Source organism: uncultured Proteiniphilum sp. (assembly GCF_937873925.1).
Classification (GTDB): Bacteria; Bacteroidota; Bacteroidia; order Bacteroidales; family Dysgonomonadaceae; genus Proteiniphilum.
In genome coordinates, this window is sequence record NZ_CALNAT010000073.1 from 23,351 (window position 1) to 49,131 (window position 25,781).

Consider the following 25,781-nt stretch of genomic DNA (forward strand, 5'->3'; position numbering starts at 1 on the left):
GATGAAAAATATACTCAAACTTTCAATGATCTTCACATTGGTCTTTTCGTCGGCATGCAACGATTTTCTGGATGTGACGCCGGACAATATCGCGACGATAGATTACGCTTTCAGAATGCGAAGCACAGCAGAAAGATTTCTGTTTACCTGCTATTCCTATATGCCTTCCCACGCGTCTTTAAATGAAAACCCTGCATTACTCGCAGGGGATGAACTATGGTTAGTGGCAACCAGTACGAACGTTACATGGCAGATTGCCAGAGGGAACCAACGGGTTGTAAATCCTTACGTGAATGCCTGGCAGGGAAGTAATGGCTCCAAAGATATATACCAAGGGCTTCGGGAGTGTAATGTTTTTCTGGAAAACATTCATCTAGTGCCTGATATAACGGAGGATGAAAGAAAAAGATGGATCGCCGAGGTGAAATTTCTGAAAGCGTATTATCATTTTTACCTGATAAGAATGTATGGCCCCATTGTCCTGATAAAAGAGAATCTTCCGGTCGGGGCTCCCCCGGAGCAGGTAAGGATACCCCGTTCTCCGGTTGACGAGTGCTTCGATTATGTGGTTCAATTGTTAGCCGAGGCAGAATCCGGTTTACCGGATAAAATTGATTTTGAGGTTTCGGAACTGGGACGAATTACCAAAGCCATCGCGCTTTCTCTGAAGGCAAAAGTATTGGTTACGGCTGCAAGTCCTCTTTTCAATGGTAATTCCGATTATACCGGATTTACCAATAAAGACGGAACTCCCCTGTTCAATACTACATTCGAAGGTAACAAATGGCAAAAGGCAGCGGATGCCTGCAAAGAAGCGATCGAGTTTTGCGAATCTCTGGGACATAAACTATATGAATACAATCCGCAGTTTTCACAGTATAACTTATCTGATACCACAATGATACAGATGAGCATACGCAATGCGTTCAATGAGAAATGGAATTCGGAAGTGATCTGGGCCAATACCAATAGCATGACGTCCGGGTTACAGGGCAACGCAACTCCGCGGGGACTGGATCCCGCCCTTACGGCCAGTACCGGCGCGCAAGGAAATATTGCCCCACCGTTGAAAATTGCCGAATTATTCTATACCGACAACGGTGTTCCTATCGATGAAGATATTACCTGGGATTACATCAACCGTTTCAGACTGAGAATACCCGGGCATGACCACAGATTTAACCTGAAACAGGGCTATACCACCGTACAACTTCATTTCGACAGGGAAAACAGATACTATGCAAGCCTTGGATTTGACGGCGGTATATGGTATGGGCAAGGGCACTACAATGATGAAGGCACAGATATATTCTATGTTTCGTCGAAACAGGGACAGCCCGCTGCCCCGGTAAATCTGAGCGCCTACTCGACTACCGGTTTCTTCCCGAAGAAATATACCCATTTCCAGAGTGTGATCGGCACCGGAAGCACCTTTACCCGGGAGAATTACCCCTGGCCGGTTATTAAATTGAACGATCTCTATCTGTTATATGCCGAGGCATTAAACGAGGCAAGCGGCCCGGGTGAAGAAGTCTATCTTTACCTGAATAAGATACGGACAAGGGCCGGGTTACCAACTGTGGAGGCAGCATGGAGTATTTATTCAACAAACCCCGATAAGTATAAAACCCAGACAGGTTTACGGGAGATTATCCAGCGGGAGCGGGCAATTGAATTGGTTTTTGAAGGCCAACGGTTTTGGGACCTGCGCCGATGGAAACTGGCGGCAACAGAACTGAACAAACCCATTACAGGATGGGACCTGGACCAAGCGACGGCGGAAGGATATTATAGGGAAAGATTGGTTTTTAATCAGTCATTCAGGTTAAGAGATTACCTGTGGCCGCTCAATGAAAATACAATTCTGGCCAATCCCGCGTTAGTACAAAACCCGGGATGGTAAGCCATAATAATATAATAATATCTTAAACAGAAAGTGTATGAAAAAATATATCTTAATGATCTTTATCGTCCTCTGTATGCCAAGATGTTCAGATGAAGTTTGGCGCGGGATTCCAACAAATGAAAATACCCCAGCCCCACCCCGTGTTACGGATATCCAGACAGTATCCACCCCCGGAGGAGCAAAGATTTCCTATACATTGCCTAAAAGTGAGAATCTGCTGTATGTGATGGCAGAGTATTCTCTCAGAGATAAAGTAATCCAAAAAAAGTCGTCTTATTACAGCAATAGTCTGTCTATCGAAGGTTTTCCGGATACCAGGAACTATGATATAAAACTCTATTCAGTTTCCCGGGACGGAGTTAAATCTTCTCCGGTCAATGTAACTATAACCCCTTTGACTCCCCCTGTCGTTTCAATTCTCAATTCAATTATGTTGGAGCCCACTTTCGGAGGAATAAAAGTGCATTTCGATAACGAAAATGAAGCGGAAGTTAAATTAACCGTAATCACTACCGATTCGCTCGGGGATCTATACACGGTAGATACCTACTACACCAAAAGAAAAAACGGAGTTTTCTCAGTCAGAGGCTTTGAGGTGGAAGAAAGAAACTTTGGATTGTATGTATTGGATCGCTGGAACAATTACTCCGATACAGTATACGCGGAAATCACCCCCTGGTTCGAAGAACAGTTGGATAAATCCAAGTTCAAACCCTTACATCTGCCTACCGACACCTATGAGGCTCATGCAAGTGCTACTTACACTTTAGATCAACTCTGGAATAATGTATGGGGAACAACGGCTGCTTTTCACACCAAACCCAACACAGGTATTCCTCAATGGTTTACGTTTGATCTCGGGGTGAAAGCCTCATTAAGCCGCTTTAAATTTTATCACAGACTTGCAAGCGGTACCGGGGCAAGTGGCAGTGACGGACAATATTCGGCGGGTGACCCCCGTGTAATGGAAGTATACGGAAGTAACGCACCCGATCCGGACGGAAGTTGGGATAACTGGACATTAATAGGACAATTTGAATCTGTCAAACCTTCCGGACAAGCATCGGGTTTTACTTCGGAAGATATACAATTTGCCTGTCACGATGGCGAAGATTTCGAATTCCCGGTTGCAGACGATTATCGCTATCTTCGTTTCAAAGTTCTCGAAGTCTGGGGCGGAGTTACCTATATTTATATCGCCGAATTAACATTCTGGGGAAAAACTGTTGAAGATTGAAATTAAATTTTCAATTCAACTATATTAGACTATATATTCTATCTAAAATATAACGAGTATGAATAACTTAATCAATAAAACTTTTTATATACTTTACATCAGCCTGTTTGCCGGTTTTTTATCCTGTGGAGATATGGACGATACCTACCGGCATTTCTGGCAAGATGGGGAAAAAGTATATCCGGCGCCTGCAGATTCTTTAAAAATATTTACAGGAAAAAACCGGGTCGGGATATCCTGGAGAATTTTCGGGGATCCCAATGTAAATATGACAAAAATATTCTGGAATAACAGGTCCGATTCTTTACAGATTCCCATTGAGCCGAAACAAGACAGTGCCTATATTGTCATTGATAATCTGGCTGAAGGATCCTATTCTTTCGAAGTATTCACCTACGATCAAAAAGGAAACAGATCTGTACCACGAAACGGTATTGGGACTGTTTACGGTGACACCTATGCACGTACCTTACTTCCCCGGTTTTTACAAAGTGCCCTTTATGCGGAGGATACCCTAAAGATCACATGGGGAAATATGGGTGATAATTCATCCATCGGAAGTGAACTCTACTATAGAAATATCTCCGGTACGCAAAAAAAACTAATGATAAAAAACAATGCAGAAACAACGATTATCCTTGATTATGACTCTGAATCCGGAGGGCCGGTAACTTATAGGACAATTTATGTTCCGCCAATGTCGATTGATACGTTCTATACAAACATGCAGACAGTGGCTGTAAAGGGTGCTCCTCTCCATCTCCCGAAAGCAGGCTGGACAGCAACTGCCTCAAGCTTCGATTCACGCACGGGATCATCATATCGCCCACCTGCACATACTATCGATAATAATCTAACGACGATCTGGGTAAATCAGATTTCACCTCAAACATATTACCCTCACACGCTTACGATTGATATGGGTAGTATTATTGAGAATGTTTCCGGTATTTCTTTAATTGTCGAAAGACGAAATGAAACCCCAAAATCAATCATAGTGGAGGTTAGTCAAAACGGAAATGACTGGAACCCCATGGGGACATATAATGTGGAAAATATTGCAACTACTATTCAGACTTTCGATTTCCATCAAGATCAGAACATCAGGTTCTTCAGAATGACAGCAATAGCACCATGGGGATCTACCAACAATATAGCAATTACCGAGGCTGGAGCCTATACTTACACCCGTTAAATATAAATAATTAAACAATAAAAAATCGATTTCTCTTTTCTTTCAAATCCTGGTCCACTCCGGAAAGTTGGCATACCCTGACTTTTCCGGGGTGGATACAGGGTTGTTCAATTGGAAATGAAACCTGTATATTCTCACTATTACGAAAACTCCAGTCTGTATCCTGGTTCGATACTGAACATATGCGCCGGAAGAGATTAAAAAGGTCTCATCGATGCGGGCTCAAATTCATTAAGAAAATGACACGACTTACTAGTCTTATCATTGCATTAACGTGCTTGTATACTACGGGATGTGACAATAAAGATGAATCACCCAAAAAATTCATTCTTATAAATGGTGTGAGTGGCACACAGGAATCATTTCAGGAAATTAAAAAAACGTTTGAGACAGGCAAAAAAAATGATATTGCTGTTGGCATTGGTTTTATAGTTTCTTACCTGCATTATAAACCTGCCGAAGTCGAGCTGAAATTAATAAACTATCTTTCACTTTCCGAGCAATTTGAATTGCCTGTGATTATTCAATTGGATGGAGAACAGTGGTGGGAGTACCGGTCTGATTTGTGGAATTGGTGGGATGAAAATATACCGGGTTACAACCCGGAAAACAAAAAAAATGTAGAATGGTTCAACTGGAGCCCGGATTCAGCAATGAAGGTCGGCTGGCGCAATTGGGGCCGCCAACTCCGTGTTCGTCCTGCCCCCAACCTGATGAGTACGGTGTACCGTGAATCCTGTCATGCGGGAATGGGAAGATTAGTGCCCATTATTGTAAACTGGTGGAAAAATCTTCCCGAAGAAAAGAAATACCTGTTTGTGGGAGTCAAAGTGGGATGGGAAAGTTCCATAGGAGTGAATACATGGTACTATCCGAATGGAAATGCATTGCTTGACGAACCGGAGCCAAATGATCCGGATTATGGAATAAACATGGACTTACTGCCAGACCGCGGTGTAAAAACGATTGGTTATGCCGCTGTTAGTACGCTCGGATTGGCCGTTTCAGGTCAATTACAGGAAGAAGACATCACAAAAGTGGTCCGGATACACCTCGAAGATTTGAGCAAATTCCTTGTAGATAATGGGATTCCAAGGGAGAAGATATTCACCCATTGTGGGGGATGGAGCCAGGGCGAGACATTATATTCGGCAGCTGTAAATCAATACTCTTGTCCGGGATGGAGCTTTTATGATCATGCTGCAAACCCAAAAAATGACGTTACGGCTATGAAGGCGCTCGAGTTAAGCGATGCGCCTTATTGGGGAGCCGTCGAATGGTTGTACGTGGGAGAGCATTCAGAAGCAGATTGGGAGAATGCGCTACAGAATACACTGATCGACAATAGGGTGAGGTACATGTGTATTTATAATTGGAATGACATTAAAAAGAATCAGAATGCCATATCAGCCATACATATGATCACAAAAAAATGAGATAGTATCCTCTTAATTTTCAAATGTATATCAGTATTACAAACAATGGATCAAATAATATAAAGATGAGAAATAAAGTTATAGTTCTTGATATTATATTTATTTTTTTGATGTTCTCCAATAGTTTCGCCCAAAATAATGAATATGATTACGCCAAACATGCCGATCCATTTTGGGGTGCTGCCGAAGATTGGTGGACAGGCGGACATACGTTTGCCGGTGCAGCAATGCCATTTGGTATGGTCAAACTTGGCCCGGACTGTAATAATAAAAATACCAATTCAGGATACGACAGAAATGGGAAAATACATGGATTCAGCCACACGCATGCCTCTGGAGCAGGAGGAAATCCAAAATATGGCAATATCCTGGTAATGGCAACCCGCGGTGAAATTGATGTAAACAACTATGGATCTGAAAGAATAAATGAATTTGCAGAACCCGGTTTTTTTTCAGTCGACTATACAGATTATAATATCAATGCTGAATTCACAGTTACTCATAGTGTAGGATTTCATAGATATCGATTTAATGAAGGAGGGCAATCAAATATCTTGTTTGACCTTGGGAGTTACCTGACATGGGTAGACGATGACTGGACCCAGGAGTTTGTAGGTTCCGGAATCCAGATTATCTCCGACACAGAAATTCAGGGTTACTCCCGGATACGCAAAGGTTGGGGAAATGGGGACGCATATACAGTTTACTTTTATGCCGTTTTGGATACTCCAGCACAAAAAACAGGCACATGGAAATCAGGTAAAATCAATCCGAAGTCAAACAGCGAGGCGGATACAGGGGATCCTGTTGGAGGATATTTTTCTTTCGATGCAGAAAAAGGACAAGTTATCAGTGTAAAAGTCGGAATATCGTTCCTCGGAGTTGAAAAAGCAAAAAGTAATATTTCCAAAGAAATAGATCATTGGAATTTTTCTAAAATAAAGGATGATGCCTATAATGCATGGAATAAAGAACTTGGTAAAATCAAAATTCAACAAACCAACAAGGACTATTTGGAAATTTTCTATTCAGCATTATACCATGCATTTTTACAACCGACCGACCGTACAGGAGAGAACCCAAAATGGAATTCCGATAAACCATATTACGATGATTTTTATTGTATCTGGGATACTTTCAGGGCAACCCACCCTCTCATCCTGCTGATAAATCCTGAACGTCAGGCTGGTATGATCAACGCGCTTCTTGATATCTATAAAAATGAAGGTTACATGCCCGATGCAAGAAGTGGGAATTCTACCGGGATAACACAAGGGGGTAGCAATTCGGATGTATTGATTGCCGATGCTTTTGTAAAGGGATTAAAAGGGATTGATTATAGCGTGGGATTAAATGCAATGATAAAAAATGCAGAAGTTCCTCCTGGTGGTGAGGAAGATAAGTATGGTCGTGCGGGAATACCTGATTATAATTCATTGGGATACCTCGCGCCGGAACACAAGCGAGCTGGTAGCCGGACCATGGAGTATGCTTTTAATGATTATTGTATTGCAGTGGTTGCCGATGGGCTGGGGAAAAAGTCGGTTGCGGATAAATATCTCAGGAGATCAGATAACTGGAAGAATTTATGGAATACATTTGTTGAGGACGAGGGTGCGAAAGGGTTCATTATACCAAGAGATCGTGATGGGTCATGGCAATTGGACTGGGATCTACATCATGTAGGCAGCCTGGATGATTGGCTTTATGAAGGTAATTCATGGGAATATTCTCTTTATGTTCCTCACAATATTGCAGAATTAATTCATTATTGTGGTGGAGCAGAAAGGTTCGAACAACGATTGGATACCTTTTTCACAAAGAAGTCCGTTAGTACCAATCCTCATACCTCCGGTTATTATAATGTAAGCAACGAGCCCGGTTTTCTTACGCCATTATTGTATAATTATATTGGCAAACAATGGAAATCTGCAAGGCTGATTCATCGAATCATGCGTGAAAACTACACTACCGGAATTGATGGATTACCTGGAAATGATGATTCAGGGAGTATGTCCGCATGGTACGTCTTCCATACGCTTGGGTTTTATCCAGTCGCTGGAACGGACGTGTATTTAATCTCGTCACCCAAAAATCAAAAATCAGAAATCATCATCTCCGATAATAAGAAAATCATAATAAATGCAGAGGGGGTGAATGATAAAAATATATACATACAATCCTGTAAACTGAATGGGAAGCCTTATAACAGGTGCTGGTTTCGCCATTCAGATATTATAGATGGTGCGGTTATTGATTTTATCATGGGAGACAAACCTTCAAAATGGTCAATGAATGGAGAATTGCCCCCCTCTTTATCTTATCAATATTAATTGATTCCAGGCCCTTGTGTCTGAATTTGTAATTGTATGCAAAAACAGTGTCTGATAAGCGGGTGTCTGATACTTGCGCCGACACGCCCCCTTTAAAATGAAACCTGTATATTCTCACTATTACGAAAACTCCTGCCTGTTTCATGGTTCGATACTGAACATCATGGGAACAGGATTCGATATAATCTTCATAGGCAAAAGTAAGAGTGACGCCACCAAAATATGGGATCAGATTTCCTCGTTATTGGAATTGTTACATGCCAGATTAAACCGATTCGATGAAAGCAGTGAAATTGCTTTTGTGAATCTGAATGCCCATAAGCAAGCCATAAAAACAAGCGATTATTTATGGGAGATATTATCCGATAACCAGCAGTATTTTGAGCAAACGAACGGAATATTTGATATTACTCTGGGTAACTTTTCACAAATAGAACTGAATGAAACCGAAAAAACCGTTTTTTTCCGGTCAGGCAATACAAAAATCGATTTGGGAGGATATGCAAAAGGCTATGCTATTGAAAAAATAAAAAAGATTCTAATCAATAACAATATTCGTGACGCATTTGTAGATTTTGGCAATAGCTCCGTATTGGCAATGGGAAAACATCCCCATGGAGATTCATGGAAATTGATAATTAAAAACCCTTTTGATCAAAATATTATTCTCAACGAGGAAGAATTAAGCAATAAAAACATATCTACATCGGGGAATATGCTAACTCATACGATGCATATAAAAAATACCAGAACCGGTAAATTCAACGATGAAAGGAAAATGGTTACGGTAATCTCTGATAATGCCATTGAGGCCGAAGTCATCAGCACTTCGTTAATGATTGCTCAACCCGATGAGGTTGACTCAATAATACAACGATTCGATATAGATAAATATAAGATATACTATTTATAGATTCAGATAAATACGATGAAAGAAGAAAAACAGGTAGACCTGGGCTTACGCCAATTTATAAAAAATTTAGGTTATATCGCTGGTGGTACGGCCATGTTAGGGACAACCCCCTGGCTTCAGTCTTTTACAACTGATGCATTAAAGGAAATCAAAGGTGAAAAAGCCCGGATCGGACTAATCAGAACCGGTTCAAGGGGAGTTTACCATATTCACAACCTGCTCACTATTCCCCATGCGGAAATTATCGCCTTATGCGATGATTATGAACCGAATCTGAAGGCAGCATCTGAGTTATGCCCGAATGCAAAAAAGTACACTGATTACCGAAAACTACTGGAGTCAAACGAAATAGACGGGGTAATAATTTCCACCCCGTTACACTGGCATGCCCCAATGGTCTTGGATGCATTGGCAGCAGGCAAACATACTTTCTGCGAGAAATCCATGGCGCTGACCATGCAGGAATGTAAATCTGTTTATGACACTTATCTCACTTCCGACAAGGTGCTTTACTTTGGAATGCAGCGCCTTTTTGATGAAAAGTATATCAAAGCGATACAAATGATTCACAGCGGAATAATCGGAGATATCGTGGGAATACGATGTCATTGGTTTCGAAACCATGATTGGCGGCGTCCGGTTCCTTCATCCGAATTGGAGAGGAAAATTAACTGGCGGCTTTATCGGGAATCATCCGCAGGATTGACCACTGAATTAGCTACACACCAACTCGAAGTATCGAACTGGTCAATGAAAAAGATACCGGAATCAGTTGTCGGATTAGGGGATATTACTTTCTGGAAAGACGGCAGGGAGGTATATGACAGTGTCAGTCTTACTTATCGGTACAGATCGGGGGTGAAAACTACTTACGAATCACTCATCGCCAACCGGTTTAATGGAATGGAAGAACAGATACTCGGACACAAAGGGACGATGGAACTTGCAAAAGGAGAATATTTTTTCGAAGAAGTAGCTCCGGCGCCTGGTATCCTCCAATTGATACACGATATCGAATTGAAACTATTCAGCGCTGTTCCGATTGCAGGCCCCAGTTGGATACCGGAAACCGCAAAAAGACAGAAACCCAATTACGTGATGAATGGTTTTACTCACACAACAAGCGGAAGCTCAATGATTGGTGCGGATAAGGATGGTTCGGATCATTTAATTTCGGCTTTCTGCCAGGCTGTAATAACCGGAGAAAAAGCAAAAAATATAGTGGAGGAATGTTATGCTTCCACAATGCTTTGCCTGATGGGTAACCAGGCAATGGCGGAACAACGCAAAATTGATTTTCCCCAAGAATATATCATTCCTTATTTAAAGTTTTAGACTATGAGAGAATTTGTGATCAGTCCGAAATATCTGAAAAGAGAAATTCTCATACTGCTGTTTTGTTTTATTTTTTCGTTTCCGTTGAATATCCTGGGGATTATTCTCTACAAAACGCCCTGGCACGAAATTTTTACACAGTTAGGATACGTTGTTATCATCTCATTTGTATTCTATTTTACTGTTACGCTTCTGCGGTTGATTATTTTTTTATTGTATACTTTTTTCAAAAGGTTGTGGGGCCGACTCCATTCTAAAGCTTAAAGCACGAAAAAACGAAGAACGCAAAACAAATTATGGAAAAGACCTGGCGCTGGTTTGGCAGAAAAGATATAATTACACTCGATAGGCTCCGTCAGATAGGGGTGGAAGGAATAACGTGCCTGTGTATACTGGTTGCGATGTGTAGTAATAGTAACGGGAATGACCAAAAATCAGGATATATATTTGATGGAGCAGGAATAACCAGGAAAAATCTTGAAAACTATCTCGACAGGTCGGTTACAATGGCGGAGTTCTTAACAGTAGACCCTTTTTGTAACGACGCCCCTTATCCCGATAAGGGACGGGATATAAAACTGATACAAAATATGGGTGCCAAATTTATTGGACGATCTATTTATCGTTGGGGTGACGAAGAAGCATTGAATAATCCTGTTTTTTTAGATAACGCGAAAATTCTGGCAGCCAAAGTACACAAAAATGATCCTGATGTTATTTTTCAGGCAGCGCTTTTTGAAGCGGTAAGTGTCGAAGTAAACAATATCAGTATTCCTGAATGGGTTTTTGCTGAATTGGGTATGTCTGCCGAACAACGTAATTTCCGCTATGAGGATATGTTGAACCCGAATGGAAAATTTGTTGGGTTTTGGAACGAAAAGACAAGTGTTCCCGATATAACCAGAACAGAAACACAATTGTGGTTTATGTTTTTAGCTGGCTCTTATATCAATATAGGTTGCGAAGCGCTTCATCTGGGGCAAATCGCCCTGATAGGCATGGAAGATCAGAATTACGGACACTGGACGAAAGTGCTTGATAAGATACGGAGTTATGCAGGAAAACATGCCCGCAGAAACTGGGTATTACTTGATGCGCATACACCCTTTGGAGGGATGGTCGTTGATGGAAAAAGCCTGTTGGATTTCAACTCTTTCCCTTTGCGGATAAAAGAGATCCCGGAGAAACCGCAACATTGTATTTTAGAAAAAGGATATATCGACGCTTTTTTCGGCCGTAGTGAAGGAGGTATGACTCCTTCCGGATGGTATTGCGAATCGCTGCCCTATTTAGTTGAGTTTGATAATTTCGGAGTGAGTGATACCCCGGGACAGGCAACCGTCGATTCTCATTTTGTATGGGGATATGATGAAATTACATGGTTCTGTCTTCAGAACGAAGCATATCAAAAAGATTGGTTGCGTTACGCCTATAATTGGATACGGAAGAACGACCCCAACGGATTCCTGCAGATGCCCGTCTGCCGGATCATGGTTCCCGGAAGCGGTCAACCTGTCAGAAAATGCCATGCCAATACGCGCACCCCTGATTTTCCGGAGGGGATGGATCTGGAAGAAACAATTAAAGAGATATGGCAGTAATGATGTTTACATTACTTTTATGAGACATTCTCCGGATCCGGTTGTTGCGGGGCTTCATTCAGCACCATCTCATAAGGAACCCAGATAAAATACGGGATGGTCGCCTTCACGTCGTTCCACGCCTGTTCCACGTCGCTCGTATTCATGCAATAGCTGACCAGAAACATTCCATCCCGCTCGTACTGCGGATGCGCCATGGCATTGTATGCGAACAATCTTTCGTCTTCGATCGGCTCCGGCACCGTGTATATCAGCTTCTTATTATGCCAGGGACCCGTCGGGCTGTCGGAAATGAACGTGTATATTTCTTTTACCAGCCTTCCCTGAACCAACAAAATAAATTTATCTTCATAGGGAAAAACGCTGAACTGGGAACTCACGCCCACGTCAATTCCTTCGAGCGGTCGTGTAGCCGCCGGATCTCCGCTCCAATCCGTTCCGTCGAAATATTCCCATTCCTGTAATTTGTCGTCGACCAATTTGGCCCGTGCGGCATGCAGGGTTGCGGAAAAACCTTCCACGTGATTGCCGTAGCAATAATAATAACTCTCGTGTTCATAAAAGCCGAATCCCAGATTAACGCCGTTCACCTTATAGGAATCCACCGGCTCGTCGTCTATAAGGGTATAATCGGGCAGGCGCAGGCGGAAATAACGCATCTGGTTGGCACGGAATCCCCACATGTCCGGCTTTTCGAAAACGATCTGCGTCATCAGCACGTGCAGAATATTGTTTCTAACAAATCCGTGGTGCGGCCAGTAAACAGTATTATGTCCGTCCACTTTCTCACTGACCACGACCGGGGCGGGGCTCTCCAGCGTACCGGTGTGAATGGTCCGGGCCTTTTCGCCGTCCAGTTCCACGATCAGGTTACCGAATACCATCCGGGACTTTTCCCTATCACGTTTCCCGTCTACGATCCTTCCCATGAAAGAATCCCCGAAAAGCCAGAGGCTCTTGTCCTTTTTGATCGGAACAGAAATCGCGCCATCTCCTCCCGACCATACGCCAGAACCATCACCGGGAATCAGCATTTTTATCATCGTCGTATCCACAACGACGTCGCGGGGTTCGGAGGGCTTTTTCACATCCCGGCACATGGAAAAACACACTGCCAAAGGCAACAGAAGCAGGATAAATCTCATTTTCATACGCAGCAAACTTTCTTTTAAATAAAATCTTCCCGCATGGGGCTGAAGGCATCTATTAACATTCCCGGCTCAATGCATTTCGTACTGTGCACTACATTCGGGGGAATATATATTCCATCCCCTTCTTTGACCTTTTTCGTGATCCCGTCCACGGTGAATTCAAAAACTCCACTTGCCACGTAGGTACTTTGAGAATGATAGTGAGAATGTTCAGAACCTACCGCTCCTTTTTGAAATTCTACTTTTACAAGCATAATTTGGGTATCAAATCCTATAATTTGCCTTCGTATCCCATCGCCGGCCGGATACCACGAAATTTCATCCTTAAATAAAAATAAATCACTGCAAGTTTCCATAAAAAAATAATTGAATTAACAATTAGCACCTTCTTCTTCCATCGATATCTTGAAAATCAACTTTAAATATCTTATTATCAGCAATGGTAATAGTCGCACCTAATGTGGAATAATTACAGGTAACTTCCTCTATATCAATATTTTTTATCGGGTTTAACTCCCTTTCGGTCCAATCACTGTCATCCATCTTGTGTAGCATAACCGTCACGAGTAATTCCATAGGAGGGTTCTTGTCAAGACATTTTTTTCGGGCAAATATAACCGTACTTTCATCTGCTTCTGTATTCCGGTTCGAATGAACAAGGCTTTCGAGTTGATCCCAGCCCGTATAAGATATTAAAGCCAGGCTCCTGCCGGGAATAGAAGCTGTAATTACCTTCCTGTCGCCCTTCTCAAACTGTTTAACCACAGCGTTTTTTCCATCTAAGTGAGGTAAACCATAATGTCCGAGAGTAATTTCGTATTCAAAGGCCAAGCGTGTACGATCTACCCTGATAACTCCTCCGGGAATAGCGATTTCTGCCAGGTCGAGAATATATCCAACCCCGTTATTGGGAGGCTTGCGCATTATAGCTTGCCGGTACAATACGTCGTCAATAACTCCATTGAATACCATACTTTGCGAAATCGTGAATTTTTGATTTTCCAGCGCGTCATTGTCGACAGCTAGCCCGGTAAGGTAAAAATTCACATCATCTCCTCTCAAGTCGCGGGGATCAAGACTGCGGTAACAGTACTCCATGGCAGTACCTCCGGAAGGATCATGATCTTCCCATGGAAAATGTGTATTATAAGATAACTTTGAGTAATTTGGGTCATCGTAATACACCTTCCCGGGAATTATTTCTGAAGTTCCCGTTTTTCCATGGTTTACCAACACGAGCCCCGGATTCTCAAGCACCAATTTATTAGAATCATTGCCAAGGGATTCCCAGAGACCGTCATTTTCCTTTGCTGTCCAGAAGGGCGAATCCTCAGGAAGAGCCAAGCAAATAAAGGGAAGGAACATCAAAAATGGACTTCCGGCGCAACTGTAGTTTTGCACCATATACTCCCTCTGTCCATAAAATCCCAGACTAGGAATTTCATTGTAATAAAAATCTTCACGTGTTACGAACTGCAATAAGGAGCCTGAGCAAAGACGCCTGGCCCATCCCGGATCCAGTAATTCCGGGTTTTTCAGCATAAACGAGACCGGGAAAGCCCCTGATACCCAAGTCCGGTAACAGATACTCCGTGACCACATGTTTATATATCCATCACGACCAAAAAAACTGGGCAACGACTTCATGAGTTGCTGTGCAGACCTTTCAATTATTTCAGCAATTTCGGGATAATATTCGTCTCCGAATGTTCGATTCCATATGGTTGTATAGACAATAAAAAGGCTGATTGAGTAATAATTATACGTTTGCTCTAAATACCACCCGTTCCCTGAATGGTAGGACGCTATCCATAGTAAATGACTTTTTAACAGCTCGTCATCAATTTTATAGCCATGTTTCTTTAAAAAGGAAAGAGTCACAATGTTAAAAATACGCCAGTTGTTTTGTGTAGTTCGGTGGTGAGCCCATTTTGAGATGCATTCAACCATCTCATTTTTTTGTCCTTCGGTATAGTGTGTCCAGATAGTATCCGGCATCAGAAGTAACGTCTTGAATAATCCTCCAAACTCGCAAGTGAATTGATAATTGGAGTCGGGCAGCTCCTCTGGTAGCGGTATTGAATTGGGGTGACCGGGTGTAAAAGCTCTGTAAAAGTGTAAAGAATAATAATCTCTCAGATTAATTCCTTTGATCGTAGCTTCAGGATCAATCTGTATCAGCGGACCTGCTAATGTAAATGTCCGTTCTAAAGCCTCAAAATCAGCCGCCCGATATCGCCACTCGGGTGCGTTTGGCTGAGGGTAAGTCTTACCCGGGACAATAGGGAAACTCATATGCTGATCCATGGAATCAACGTGAGAAAAAGCTCCCTCCAGAAGAAATTTTGCCAAATCAATGTAATGCTCTCTTGTTATACCTGTCATAGGGCTTAACTCTAGGTCAGGATTTGTTATTTCAAATTTTCTTTTCATTGGAGTTATATTAAATATTTTGTAAGTTCAATCGTATTATCATTTTTTCATTTATACAAAAATATAGGTTTATAGCGTTAAAATAGGATATAATATTTGCATAAAAATGTATTATCTTTGCCAGTAGAGTGTCCATCTCTGTTTTACAGATAAACGGCACAACAGTCTCCAACAATTGGAATGTTTTTTATGAAATAAGTGCTAAAAATAGGGTTACCATGCAATTATGCTAGCGGGGAAGTCTGATTCGAGGGCGTTGATTCCGAGAAATAAGAAAATTATCGCAGGCGGCATCGCAAACCTCCATGCGGATGTTTGTCCGATGGACAAGGCAACAATATTATTCTAAGCAAGCAAACCGATAGCCAGGATTACACCATCGCGACAAAAGGAGATGAATATGCGTTTGTGTATCTTCCGCATGGAAATAAAGTGGAGGTATCGCTGGAAAAAATTCCCGGAACGAAAAAAATAAAACTTATCTGGTTTGATCCCCGGACAGGCAAAAAAACCGAAATAGGAGTCAAAGCAGTCAAAGCCTCTTTCGAGGCAAATCTGCCGTCATCAGGGAAAAACAATGACTGGATATTGATTATGGAAAGAAACTGATGGAAGCAAGGGGAACGCTTGCAGGATTACAACCTTTTTGCCATTTGTTCTTCGAGTTTCTCCAGGTCTTTCGTGAAGTTCCTAATCCCTTCCGCCAGTTTTTCTGTCGCCATGGCATCTTCGTTTATCATCCACCGGAATATTTTTTCGTCTATACTGATTTTTTCAGCCTCCGATTGCCTGGCGGCCTCTTCATTTAATTTCTGTTGCAAAACACCTTCGGTATTCTCCAGCTCTTTGAGGAACTTTGGAGCGATAGTCAACAATTCACATCCGGCAAGCTCCACTATTTCATCGACATTACGAAAGCTGGCTCCCATTACCTGGGTCTTATAACCGAATTTCTTATAATAATTGAAAATCTTTTTCACAGAAAGTACTCCCGGGTCTTCATGAGCAGCAATTTCCGCGACACCCCGTTCTTTTTTATACCAATCCAGGATCCGCCCCACAAAGGGAGATATCAGACGGACGCCTGCTTCGGCACAGGCAACCGCCTGGGCGAAAGAGAAGAGAAGGGTAAGGTTACAATGAATTCCTTCTTTTTCAAGTACCTCGGCCGCCTTTATCCCTTCCCATGTAGATGCCAGTTTTATCAATACCCGCTCTCTCGAACTTCCTGATGCCTCATAGAGAGTGATCAACTCCCGTGCTTTGATCACCGACGCTTCCGTGTCGAAAGACAATCGTGCGTCCACCTCGGTAGAAGCCCTTCCGGGAACGATCTCCAAAATCTTTAACCCAAAATTCACAGCCAGCTTGTCCATCGCTTTTGTCAGTTGTCCGGATTTACCGGTCATCTGCTTCTTGCCGTATGCAATCGCATCATCCACCAGCGAAGCATACTTCGGGTCTTGCGAAGCGGCGTAAATCAATGAGGGATTCGTGGTTCCATCAACCGGTTTATATGCTTCAATGGATGCAAAATCACCTGTATCGGCCACCACTTTGGTGTACAGCTTCAGTTGCTCTAATAAATTCATGGGTTATCGATATTTAGTGGATCATCCCTTAAAAATGCAATATGGTCATTTTACATTAAATGCGACCCGCAATTCGTCGATCTCCTTGTCACCCATGGGTTGCAGGGATCCGATCGATGAGGCCATCACGAGCGAATTGGCCGAAAACTCGGCCACTTCCAGATAGTCGAACGTATTCAGCAATTTATCGCCTGTGACAAAGACGCTGTCATTTTCCACCAGAATGACGCGGTTGTGGTTGAACATTTTCGCCACACTGTCCACATCATTATAGATCAGCCCGAAAGGGATGGAGGGGACATCCTGCAGGAAGATCCAGCTTTCGGGGATAGTACGCACATCGAATTTCGTTCCGCTCACCGCATGGGCCATCAGGTTCACCGGCTGTGTGCAGATAATGGAATTGATGTGCGGGTTTAGTTGGTAGATACGTTGATGCAGGGCTACCGACCTGCTGGGTATTTTCCCTGCTTCCGCCATCCCGTTCTTTATCTGCACAATGTCGCCGGGCACAATATCCCAACGCGCCACATTGCGGGGGGTGATCAGAAAATCATTCCCTTTCCAACGGACTGAAACCGTACCGTAAGTCGATATCATCAACCCCTGGTCACAGGCCCGGCGGATAATATTGACCATCTCCGTCCTGATTGCCCGCTCATCTGAGGGATGTTCAATATCCATGAAATGAGAAATATTGGATGGAAGGTGATTTACATATTGCGCTACCTCCTTGTCGGTCAGATAATTTACCTGCCCCAATCTTTTGGCGTTCACAATGGTGCGACAACAGAATTCCAGCGTTTCGAACCGCTGATAAGCATCCATCATATCGGCCCCGCCCAATACCACACCGTGATTCTCCATGATCACCGCTTTATAACGGATATCCTTAAATTCATAAGCGATCTTTTCGCCCAGATCATCACTGCCGGGAGTACCGTAGGGTGCGAAACCGATATCCCCGCAAATATTGTGAGCCTGCGGCACAATTTTGGTATCCGGCACAATACCGGCAATGCTGAAAGCAACCAGTGCAGGCGGATGAGCATGAATGATAGCCGTTATTTCCGGTCTAGCCTCATAGATAGCCTTATGAAAAGGGAGTTCAGAGGAAGGCCTGTGCAGGCCGATAACGGTTCCGTCCTTTTTTACCTGCATGACATCTTTCGTAGTGAGAGAACCTTTATCCACCCCCGAGGGAGTAATCCAGATATCTCCGTTCTGGTCCCTGATGGAAACATTACCGCCCGAAGTAGTGGTCATTCCGCTACTGTATATTCTTCCGATGATCACATTGATCTGTTCCACCGGATGCATCAAATTTATATCTAATTGTTTCATTTTTTATAGAATAAAGAATAAAGAGTAAAGAGTAAAGAACAAAGACTTTATAAATTAAAAACTAAAAGTGAAAAACTAAAAACTTAATCACTTCTCCGCTTCTTTACTTCTCCATTTCCTGTTTATTAATTTCCTGCCTTCCCGATTCTATCTTTTATCGTGCGAAGCACACTATCTTTTTCACATTAACAGACCGGTATTTGCCAGTAAAAAAGTCTCCGCTTCCACGCTCCACAACCCTTTGTGGCGGCTACAGATAGCAGCCAGTTCCTTAAAAAATTCGTTGGTTTCACCCAAATGGGCAAAATCGGATATCGGAGTGAGCGGCATATCTATATGCGTATAGATCAGCTTTTTGCCTCCTGGAATATGGGGCAGATTATTGGTTGCGTCGGCTACCGCGTTCAGTCCCCCTATATGGGTGATCAGCCCGGCAGGATCAAGTCCCTTACCCATGATATCGAGCGCTTCCACCATATCGTCGTTATTTCCTCCGCTGGTACCGACGATATGTGTATAGGCATAGTGTACATTGTAGAAGTTGAACATGGCGCTAAACTTCGGATCACTGGGACCGGCAAAAAAATTCAGACAACCATCGAACGCCAGAATAGCATCTCCCTGCTCCACTACCGGCTTTACCGGTGCGAAGACAAACACATCATCATAACCGGAATCACCACTGATAGCTTTCAGTTCTTTCACCGGATCTTCCATCACTCCCGTATTAATATAACGAAGATCAATACCCCGCGAAGCGGCAAACTCTACGGTATAGATCGAAGAAGCCCTGTCCAGCCGGGCCTGGTCCATATCGGTGACCACCATCAACGACGGTTTGCGGTCTTCACGATGGAGCACATAATTGATAGCTGCAAGTCCCATCGGCCCTACACCTGCCAGAATGGCCATCTTACCCCCCTCCACGATCTCCATCTTATGCGCATAGCTGCCGGGAGTGGTATGGTAGTTGGCATGCATCGCGCCGATCACGCACGAAAGCGGTTCCGCCAGCGACGCGGGATAATATCCCTCGCCGGTATAGGTCAGTAAGCAGTCCTGCTCCATCACTTCATTGGGAATGACCACATAGGTTGCATCTCCGCCTATATACCTGTAACTATATCCGGGGGCGCTCAGTATTCCCACAGGGCCGTTTTCGTAGTAGAGCGCCGGCTGAATGGAGAACTTATCTCCGGCCTTGAATCTGTGTTCCCATTTGGAACCCACTTCCAGCAACTCTCCTGCAAACTCATGGCCGATAATGATGGGATTCTCCGCTACATCGCCGGGAATCCGTTTATGCTCCGTTCCCTGCGAAGAGGCTTTGTAGGATGACATGCACAAAGAGTCGGTTACTACTTTGGCCAGTATCTCATTCTCTTTAATAGACGGCAAGTCAAACTCTTCCAGACGAAGGTCTTTTTTGCCATATAGTCTCACTGCTCTCGTTTTCATACGATTATTTTACTTTTTTTATTTCGGTGCATGGAACCGGAACGATCAGCCACAAGTTCCTCTGATTTATTCCGGTATCTTAAGATTATGCATTTCAACATATCTCGTCGTGTCTTGTATCTTGGCTCTTGATTCTTATATCTATGAAAGCATCACCTGCCCGCCGGTAATAGGCAATGCCTGCCCCGTCTCACCGCACTGCTCCATCAGATAAAGCACCCCCTTAGTTACATCTTCAGGCGTACAACCTTTTCCCATAGGCACTTTAGACAGATAGAACGCTTTTACATCTTCTATTGTTTTTGCTCCCGGCACTTTCCCCGCTCTCAGGTATTGCACGAAGAGCCCGTTTTCGGGATCGCTCCAGAGGGGCCCTTCATAAAAGTTTCCGGGGCAAACAGCGTTGACTTTAATACGGTATGGTGCAAGCTCCAGCGCAAAGGACTGAGTGAGTCCGATACCTCCGAATTTCCCTCCCGCATAGGCAAAATTGGCTTTACTCCCTTGCAGTCCCGATTTCGAATTGATCTGAATGATATCGGCATAGTAATCTCCGGAACCATATTTCGCCTGCAATTTCATGATCTTGCTGACGATTTTTGTACAGTAAAAATAGGCGTTATAATTTATTTTGGTGACAAAATCAAAATTCTCGGGCGTCATATCATCCAGACCACCCGCACGAAGTACACCGGCGTTACTGACAAAGCAATCGATCGCTCCGAAATGGCACACGGTTTCGTGGATAAGATTTTCCAGACTTGCCGTCTCGGCCACGTTCGTTTTTACAAAAAAGGCCCTGTTGCTTTTCGCAATACGATTAAATTCTTCGGCTGTCGCCCTGCCTGCTTCCTCATTCAGGTCGGCGATCACAATATTGGCTCCTTCCTGCAACAGGCAACGCCCGATTCCTTCTCCAAAACCCTGCGCGGCACCGGTAATAATGATGGTCTTATTTTCCGCACGCCCCCGGGACATTCCTGCTGATACACTACGGCGGTAGTTTTCCACTTCCCAATTGTCTATAAAATCTATCTGCTCCTGCGTCATCGGATGCGGACCGCCGAATGATTGCGAGAGGAATGCCACTTTCATCGCATCTTCAAACACATCCAGAATGATATCGCACTGTCCGGCATTGTCACCTATGGCCACCAATCCAATCCCTTTTATCAGCAATACCTTGGGTTGATAGCCCAGTTTATCCGTAAAAGCGGGAATCGTTCTTCCGGCTTCCTCCAGCACTGCTTCGGGTGTCTCGTCGTTCAGGAATATATAGTTAGATTTGCAATATACAATGGCATCGGGAGTAAAAGGCTTGGCAATATCCTTCTGATATTCCATACTATCATAAAAGTATTTGATCAGTTCGTTTTTCCTTACCTTCAGCGTTTTCAACCCGTTCCCTGACAGCATCATCCTCAGTGCAGGCAAAATTTCTTCCGTACAGCGGCAAGTGTCCCTTTCTCCGGCGGATAAAGGCGTAGAAACAGCCTGTTCCAACTTTTGAAGGATATCGAAATAGATCGACTGGATCTCTGCGATAGTCGGAGCAGCGACAAAAATACCGTGGTTCTGCAACCATATCACCTGAGGTTCCTCATCATATGCCGAGCGGTACTCTTTGATCCTGTCATACACCTTTTTGAACAATACATAACCCGGATCGGTATACTCCACATAGAGCGCTTTTTCGCCAAAAAGCCTTTTCAGTTCAGACTCCGCATTTTGAGCGCACATCAATCCGTTCACAACCGTCGGATGCAAATGTACTACAAAGGGATAGCCGATCACATTATGCATGGAGGTCTCCACCGACGGCCGTTTCCCTTTGGTGAGGGTAGCCTCGGCCAGATCATTTTTCACCTGTTCTTCCCGCTCTGTCGGATCCGGGCTATACGCTTTCTCCGACATCCTGTCGAGTTTGCTTCTGTCGAGTACGGCAAAACCGTCCTCCGTAATCGTCGCCAATGCAGCGCCGCTGGCCTTCACCCATATCTTCTCTTTATTCTTGTAGGATGTATTACCGCCACCGGCTATCACGAAACGACTATCTTGTCCGTAGAATCGTGATATATAAATTAAATCCCGTATTTCAAAAATTCCGTCCTCAGGAAGAAAGGCTTGAGAATGTTGTTCCATCTTTATCCTATTTTTTTATAAGTACCCATTTGAAATTAGCCTGAACTATCCCCGCATATATTCTGGTGGTAATTATATTTTTATCTGAAATAATAATCAAAACTATCTACCGTCTTATACTTAGTCTGACAAATTTTCACTTAACGGTGGTGTTTACAAAGAGCTGGTCTCCCAAAGCCTCCAGCTCAGACCGTTTAGAACGGTCGGCATAACCGTTCTGATCTACGTATCCGTTCAATCCCTGCTTTACTAAATGCTGATGCGCCGCGATCACACATGCCCCTTTGTAATTAATTTCCATAAGTTTATCAGTCAAAGGTACCCCTCCCCGGGCAAACAGTTCAACCGGCTCCATAGCGGGCGTGTTGTGTTCACTGCCGAAGGTTACTACAAAACCTTGTTCATAGAGATAGGCGGCATATTTTTCCAAAAGCCGGACATCATTACGGGTGGTAATAAATTCAGCCGAGTGGAATCCCCGTTCGGTAAGTTGTTTTGCCACTCGCTCCGGATCATTCTCAAAGTCGGTATAGTTGCCATTCGCATCATCTGCCAAAAAAGGATAAGTAGGAATTCCACCGGCAGCGATGATAATTTCCTGTACGGTCTCCATCGGCAGAAAAGCGGCAGCATCTTCCGGGACGAACGCTGCCCCACCCGCTTTCAACAGGTTACTGCGGATTTCATTTTCCACACCGGCAAAATCATCCAACGAAGATTTCAACAATTTCCCGTCAAAGAGTTTATCCAATAATTCCTTTATCCCGGATTCGTCATTGTCACAAGCCTTATATACACTCATGCGTAATGCTTTTGCCAAATGGCGTTCGCGAATCAGCCCTTTTGTCAATTCGTCCGTTAGTTGTTTGAAATCAAGGGTAAAACCACAATTTTTCTGTCGAAGCAATTCGTTCAACTTTTCACACATCGCTTCCACCTGTCTATTGGCCTCATTCCGCACATTGGACAGCAACGTCGCGTAAGGTTCCTCCAATCGGAAAGGATGGGATAATCCTTTTCCGCTCAGATAGGTACGCCCCGGATTCGCAGGATCATTCACGCGTAAACCCGCTTTCTGATCCTCTTCGTTCAGGCTGATGAATTCAATACCGAAAAGTGGATAAAGTTTCCGCTTACTACAGCCCTCCGCCCACGCTGAATACCCTTCGGTAGTATAAAAGTCGTTTATCCCTACCACTTTCACCTCCTCGGCAACCGCCCTGTCAAGTGCATCATCGACATCACGGAACGCACTGAAGGAGTAAGGCGTATGTAGATGGGCATTTACTTTGAGGATATCCTCTTCTGTATCTCCGGGGAAAGGACTCCCTGGCTGTAAATCAATGGATCTTGTCTTCATAAAACTTTAAACTGTGTACTACTTTCAGGACGTACGTCAATACAATGGGCATATTGGCATATTACCCTATAATTAATTGGCGGATTCACCCGCCATCCCATTCGCCCATTAATCAGACTCCTTTCTTCGCTCTCCTGATCAATTCCCCGCCGGTAAAGTTCTGCCCGGGAATATAATCCCTGAGCGGCTGGATCCGCTCGTTGACCATATCCAGAAACCAGCTTGGCTGTGGGAAGAACGCTTCTTCCAGCTCGTACGCCGGCGTGATCCAGTTGCGCGAGCCCAGCACGCACACGGGGGCGTCGAGGTAATCGAACGCCAATTGTCCGATATTGGCCGCAAGGTCGTTCAGGAAAGAGCCCCGCGCAGTGGCATCGCCCGCGACAATGATCCTTCCCGTCTTCTTCACCGACTCCACCACTTTTTCATAATTGAACGGTACCAGCGAGCGGGCATCGATCACTTCGGCGCTCATGCCGTATTTCTCCTCAAGCTCCCTGGCGGCATTTAAAGCGGGATAAAGCGTATGGCCAACGGTCAGGAAGGTGATATCCCCGCCCTCTTTCTTCACGTCGGGCTCGCCGATGGGTATCTCGTAGTAACCAGTGGGAACCCCTCCTTTATGGAACTGCTCGCCGATGTCGTATATACGCTGGCTCTCGAAGAAAATAACCGGATCGGTACCCTGCAATGCGGCGTTCATCAAACCTTTGGCATCGTAGGGCGTCACGGGGAAACATACTTTTATACCCGGTATATGGGCTACAAGAGAGGTCCAGTCCTGCGAGTGCTGTGCGCCATATTTGGAGCCTACCGAAACACGGACCACTACAGGCATTTTCAGCACGTTACCGCTCATCGCCTGCCATTTGGGCAACTGGTTGAATATTTCATCCCCGGCGCGGCCGATAAAATCGCAGTACATGATCTCCGGGATCACGCGACCGCCGCACATGGCATAGCCGATGGACGTCCCCACAATAGAGGCTTCCGAGATGGGCGAGTTGAACAGCCGGTGGTAGGGCAACGACTCCGTCAGTCCCCCATAGACAGCAAACGCACCGCCCCAGTCGCGGTTCTCTTCACCATAGGCGATCAGCGAGGCATCTTTATAGAAACGGTCGATGATGGCTTCGAAAAGGCCGTCCCGCAGGTGGTACTGTTTCATCTTGCTGAAAGGCTTGCCTTCGGCGTCGAAAGCAAAACGCTCTTTATTGGCGATCTTCTTCACCCGCGGGTTCTCTTCCAGCGGGATCAGCACTTCCGGCTTTTCATTGGAGAAACTGTCCACCGAACCTCCGGAGAACATCATGTCGCCGATCACCTCCGGGGTCTCCATCTTCGGTGATATTTCATCATCGATCGCTTTCAGGAACATTTCATTGACCAGCGCCCGTATATTGCCGGTGATCGTATCCAGTTCGGTCTGGGTAGCCACTTCTGCTTCCAGGAGCTGCGCCCCGTAGCTGCGGATGCAGTCCTGCGACTCCCAGGCTTCCACTTCTTCCTTTGAGCGGTACGAAGAGGCATCCGAAGGGGAGTGCCCGCTGTAACGGTAAGTCAGGACATCCAGCAATACGGGACCCCTTTTTTCTTCAATCACCTGGCGTTTGCGCTTATAGGCATCAATCACGGCCAGCGGGTTATACCCGTCCACCCGTTCAGCATGCATCTGGTCGGGGTTCACCCCGGCCCCTATACGGGCGGCGATGCCGTAGCCCATCGTCTCCCCGCAGGTCTGCCCTCCCATGCCGTACTGGTTGTTCATGATGTTGATGATCACCGGCAGGCCGCCCTGCATGTCGCCTTCCCAGAGTTCCCTGAACTGGTCCATCGAGGCGAAGGTGATCCCTTCCCATACCGGACCGCATGCCATCGAGGCGTCGCCGATATTGGCTACCACAAGACCGGGCTTGCGGTTCACTTTCTTGTACAGGGCTGCACCGACGGCTATATCCCCCGATCCGCCTACAATAGCGTTGTTGGGGTAGACGCCGAACGGGGTGAAGAAGGCATGCATCGAACCTCCCAGGCCCCTGTTGAAACCGGTCTTACGGGCAAAGATCTCTGCCAATGTACCATACACCAAAAATCTTTTTGCCAGTTCTTTGACCGATCCCTCAAAATTTTTCTTTACGATCTCATAAATCGCACCATCAAAAAAGGTCTCCATGATCCCGGTAAGCTGCCGTTCCTCTAATTGATGGATGGCTGACATTCCCTTGGCCAGGATCTCACCGTGTGAACGGTGGCTACCGAAAATAAAATCGTCCACTCCCAGCGTCCAGGCCATGCCCACTGCTGACGACTCCTGCCCGATGGACAAGTGCGCGGGACCGGGGTGG

General features: G+C 44.7%; 18 protein-coding genes. 9 read left to right on the forward strand and 9 right to left on the reverse strand.

The genetic code is table 11. The annotated features are described in order from the left end of the window. The first annotated feature begins 1 nt into the window (after position 1). From Q0502_RS05345 to Q0502_RS05380, 8 genes are all read left to right on the forward strand, one after another. Positions 2-1,903: a RagB/SusD family nutrient uptake outer membrane protein gene (locus Q0502_RS05345; RefSeq protein ID WP_298648079.1), complete on the forward strand. Its 1,902-nt coding sequence runs from the start codon at positions 2-4 to the stop codon at positions 1,901-1,903. 37 nt (positions 1,904-1,940) lie between these two features. Then, positions 1,941-3,143, forward strand: a complete 1,203-nt coding sequence (locus Q0502_RS05350; protein ID WP_298648081.1) for a DUF5000 domain-containing lipoprotein — start codon at positions 1,941-1,943, stop codon at positions 3,141-3,143. Positions 3,144-3,201: 58 nt separating this feature from the next. After that, on the forward strand, positions 3,202-4,338 hold the full coding sequence (locus Q0502_RS05355; RefSeq protein ID WP_298648084.1) for a DUF4998 domain-containing protein: 1,137 nt from the start codon (positions 3,202-3,204) through the stop codon (positions 4,336-4,338). Positions 4,339-4,577: 239 nt separating this feature from the next. Beyond that, positions 4,578-5,774, forward strand: a complete 1,197-nt coding sequence (locus Q0502_RS05360) for a hypothetical protein (RefSeq protein WP_298648087.1) — start codon at positions 4,578-4,580, stop codon at positions 5,772-5,774. Between the two features lie 65 nt (positions 5,775-5,839). Then, positions 5,840-8,107, forward strand: coding sequence for a GH92 family glycosyl hydrolase (locus Q0502_RS05365; RefSeq protein ID WP_298648089.1), 2,268 nt, complete (start codon positions 5,840-5,842; stop codon positions 8,105-8,107). A gap of 97 nt (positions 8,108-8,204) precedes the next feature. Beyond that, complete coding sequence (locus Q0502_RS05370; protein WP_298648091.1) at positions 8,205-9,020, forward strand: FAD:protein FMN transferase; 816 nt, start codon at positions 8,205-8,207, stop codon at positions 9,018-9,020. A gap of 15 nt (positions 9,021-9,035) precedes the next feature. Next, the gene (locus tag Q0502_RS05375; protein WP_298648094.1) at positions 9,036-10,355 is read left to right on the forward strand and encodes a Gfo/Idh/MocA family oxidoreductase; all 1,320 of its coding nucleotides are present in this window, start codon (positions 9,036-9,038) and stop codon (positions 10,353-10,355) included. A gap of 296 nt (positions 10,356-10,651) precedes the next feature. Then, complete coding sequence (locus tag Q0502_RS05380) at positions 10,652-11,956, forward strand: hypothetical protein (protein ID WP_298648097.1); 1,305 nt, start codon at positions 10,652-10,654, stop codon at positions 11,954-11,956. A 17-nt stretch (positions 11,957-11,973) separates the two neighbouring features. Here the strand turns inward: Q0502_RS05380 and Q0502_RS05385 are convergent, their stop codons facing one another. Genes Q0502_RS05385 through Q0502_RS05395 form a run of 3 tightly spaced genes read right to left on the reverse strand, consistent with a single transcriptional unit; the run spans position 11,974 to position 15,540 of the window. Beyond that, positions 11,974-13,107, reverse strand: coding sequence for a hypothetical protein (locus tag Q0502_RS05385; RefSeq protein WP_298648099.1), 1,134 nt, complete (start codon positions 13,105-13,107; stop codon positions 11,974-11,976). A 17-nt stretch (positions 13,108-13,124) separates the two neighbouring features. After that, positions 13,125-13,463 (reverse strand): cupin domain-containing protein, encoded by a 339-nt coding sequence (locus Q0502_RS05390; protein ID WP_298648102.1) that lies wholly within the window; start codon positions 13,461-13,463, stop codon positions 13,125-13,127. A 22-nt stretch (positions 13,464-13,485) separates the two neighbouring features. Next, positions 13,486-15,540 carry a DUF2264 domain-containing protein gene (locus Q0502_RS05395; RefSeq protein ID WP_298648104.1) on the reverse strand — a complete coding sequence of 685 codons (2,055 nt, stop codon included), beginning with the start codon at positions 15,538-15,540 and terminating at the stop codon, positions 13,486-13,488. A gap of 315 nt (positions 15,541-15,855) precedes the next feature. Here Q0502_RS05395 and Q0502_RS05400 point away from each other — a divergent pair, with 315 nt between their 5' ends. Then, on the forward strand, positions 15,856-16,149 hold the full coding sequence (locus tag Q0502_RS05400) for a putative collagen-binding domain-containing protein (protein WP_298648107.1): 294 nt from the start codon (positions 15,856-15,858) through the stop codon (positions 16,147-16,149). Positions 16,150-16,175: 26 nt separating this feature from the next. Here the strand turns inward: Q0502_RS05400 and tal are convergent, their stop codons facing one another. The 6 genes from tal to Q0502_RS05430 all read right to left on the reverse strand — a co-directional run. After that, complete coding sequence (gene tal / locus Q0502_RS05405; RefSeq protein ID WP_298648109.1) at positions 16,176-17,132, reverse strand: transaldolase; 957 nt, start codon at positions 17,130-17,132, stop codon at positions 16,176-16,178. A 45-nt stretch (positions 17,133-17,177) separates the two neighbouring features. Further along, a complete protein-coding gene (locus Q0502_RS05410; protein ID WP_298648111.1) occupies positions 17,178-18,476 on the reverse strand; it encodes a class II aldolase/adducin family protein in 1,299 nt (432 codons plus the stop codon). Between the two features lie 180 nt (positions 18,477-18,656). Further along, complete coding sequence (locus Q0502_RS05415) at positions 18,657-19,934, reverse strand: zinc-binding dehydrogenase (RefSeq protein ID WP_298648113.1); 1,278 nt, start codon at positions 19,932-19,934, stop codon at positions 18,657-18,659. 141 nt (positions 19,935-20,075) lie between these two features. Then, positions 20,076-22,076, reverse strand: a complete 2,001-nt coding sequence (locus Q0502_RS05420; protein WP_298648116.1) for an SDR family NAD(P)-dependent oxidoreductase — start codon at positions 22,074-22,076, stop codon at positions 20,076-20,078. 136 nt (positions 22,077-22,212) lie between these two features. Further along, positions 22,213-23,436 carry a hypothetical protein gene (locus tag Q0502_RS05425; RefSeq protein WP_298648118.1) on the reverse strand — a complete coding sequence of 408 codons (1,224 nt, stop codon included), beginning with the start codon at positions 23,434-23,436 and terminating at the stop codon, positions 22,213-22,215. Positions 23,437-23,548: 112 nt separating this feature from the next. Continuing rightward, positions 23,549-25,781, reverse strand: a 2,233-nt coding sequence (locus Q0502_RS05430) for an alpha-ketoacid dehydrogenase subunit alpha/beta (protein ID WP_298648121.1), incomplete at its 5' end; no start/stop codon positions are given.

Coding starts and splice junctions, on each gene's coding strand:
- Q0502_RS05365 (WP_298648089.1), top strand. CDS start 5,840: ATGAGAAATAAAGTTATAGTTCTTGATATTATATTTATTTTTTTGATG.
- Q0502_RS05380 (WP_298648097.1), top strand. CDS start 10,652: ATGGAAAAGACCTGGCGCTGGTTTGGCAGAAAAGATATAATTACACTC.
- Q0502_RS05350 (WP_298648081.1), top strand. CDS start 1,941: ATGAAAAAATATATCTTAATGATCTTTATCGTCCTCTGTATGCCAAGA.
- Q0502_RS05390 (WP_298648102.1), bottom strand. CDS start 13,463: ATGGAAACTTGCAGTGATTTATTTTTATTTAAGGATGAAATTTCGTGG.
- Q0502_RS05385 (WP_298648099.1), bottom strand. CDS start 13,107: ATGAAAATGAGATTTATCCTGCTTCTGTTGCCTTTGGCAGTGTGTTTT.
- Q0502_RS05420 (WP_298648116.1), bottom strand. CDS start 22,076: ATGGAACAACATTCTCAAGCCTTTCTTCCTGAGGACGGAATTTTTGAA.
- Q0502_RS05355 (WP_298648084.1), top strand. CDS start 3,202: ATGAATAACTTAATCAATAAAACTTTTTATATACTTTACATCAGCCTG.
- Q0502_RS05375 (WP_298648094.1), top strand. CDS start 9,036: ATGAAAGAAGAAAAACAGGTAGACCTGGGCTTACGCCAATTTATAAAA.
- Q0502_RS05345 (WP_298648079.1), top strand. CDS start 2: ATGAAAAATATACTCAAACTTTCAATGATCTTCACATTGGTCTTTTCG.
- Q0502_RS05395 (WP_298648104.1), bottom strand. CDS start 15,540: ATGAAAAGAAAATTTGAAATAACAAATCCTGACCTAGAGTTAAGCCCT.
- Q0502_RS05425 (WP_298648118.1), bottom strand. CDS start 23,436: ATGAAGACAAGATCCATTGATTTACAGCCAGGGAGTCCTTTCCCCGGA.
- Q0502_RS05415 (WP_298648113.1), bottom strand. CDS start 19,934: ATGAAAACGAGAGCAGTGAGACTATATGGCAAAAAAGACCTTCGTCTG.
- tal (WP_298648109.1), bottom strand. CDS start 17,132: ATGAATTTATTAGAGCAACTGAAGCTGTACACCAAAGTGGTGGCCGAT.
- Q0502_RS05370 (WP_298648091.1), top strand. CDS start 8,205: ATGAAACCTGTATATTCTCACTATTACGAAAACTCCTGCCTGTTTCAT.
- Q0502_RS05360 (WP_298648087.1), top strand. CDS start 4,578: ATGACACGACTTACTAGTCTTATCATTGCATTAACGTGCTTGTATACT.
- Q0502_RS05410 (WP_298648111.1), bottom strand. CDS start 18,476: ATGAAACAATTAGATATAAATTTGATGCATCCGGTGGAACAGATCAAT.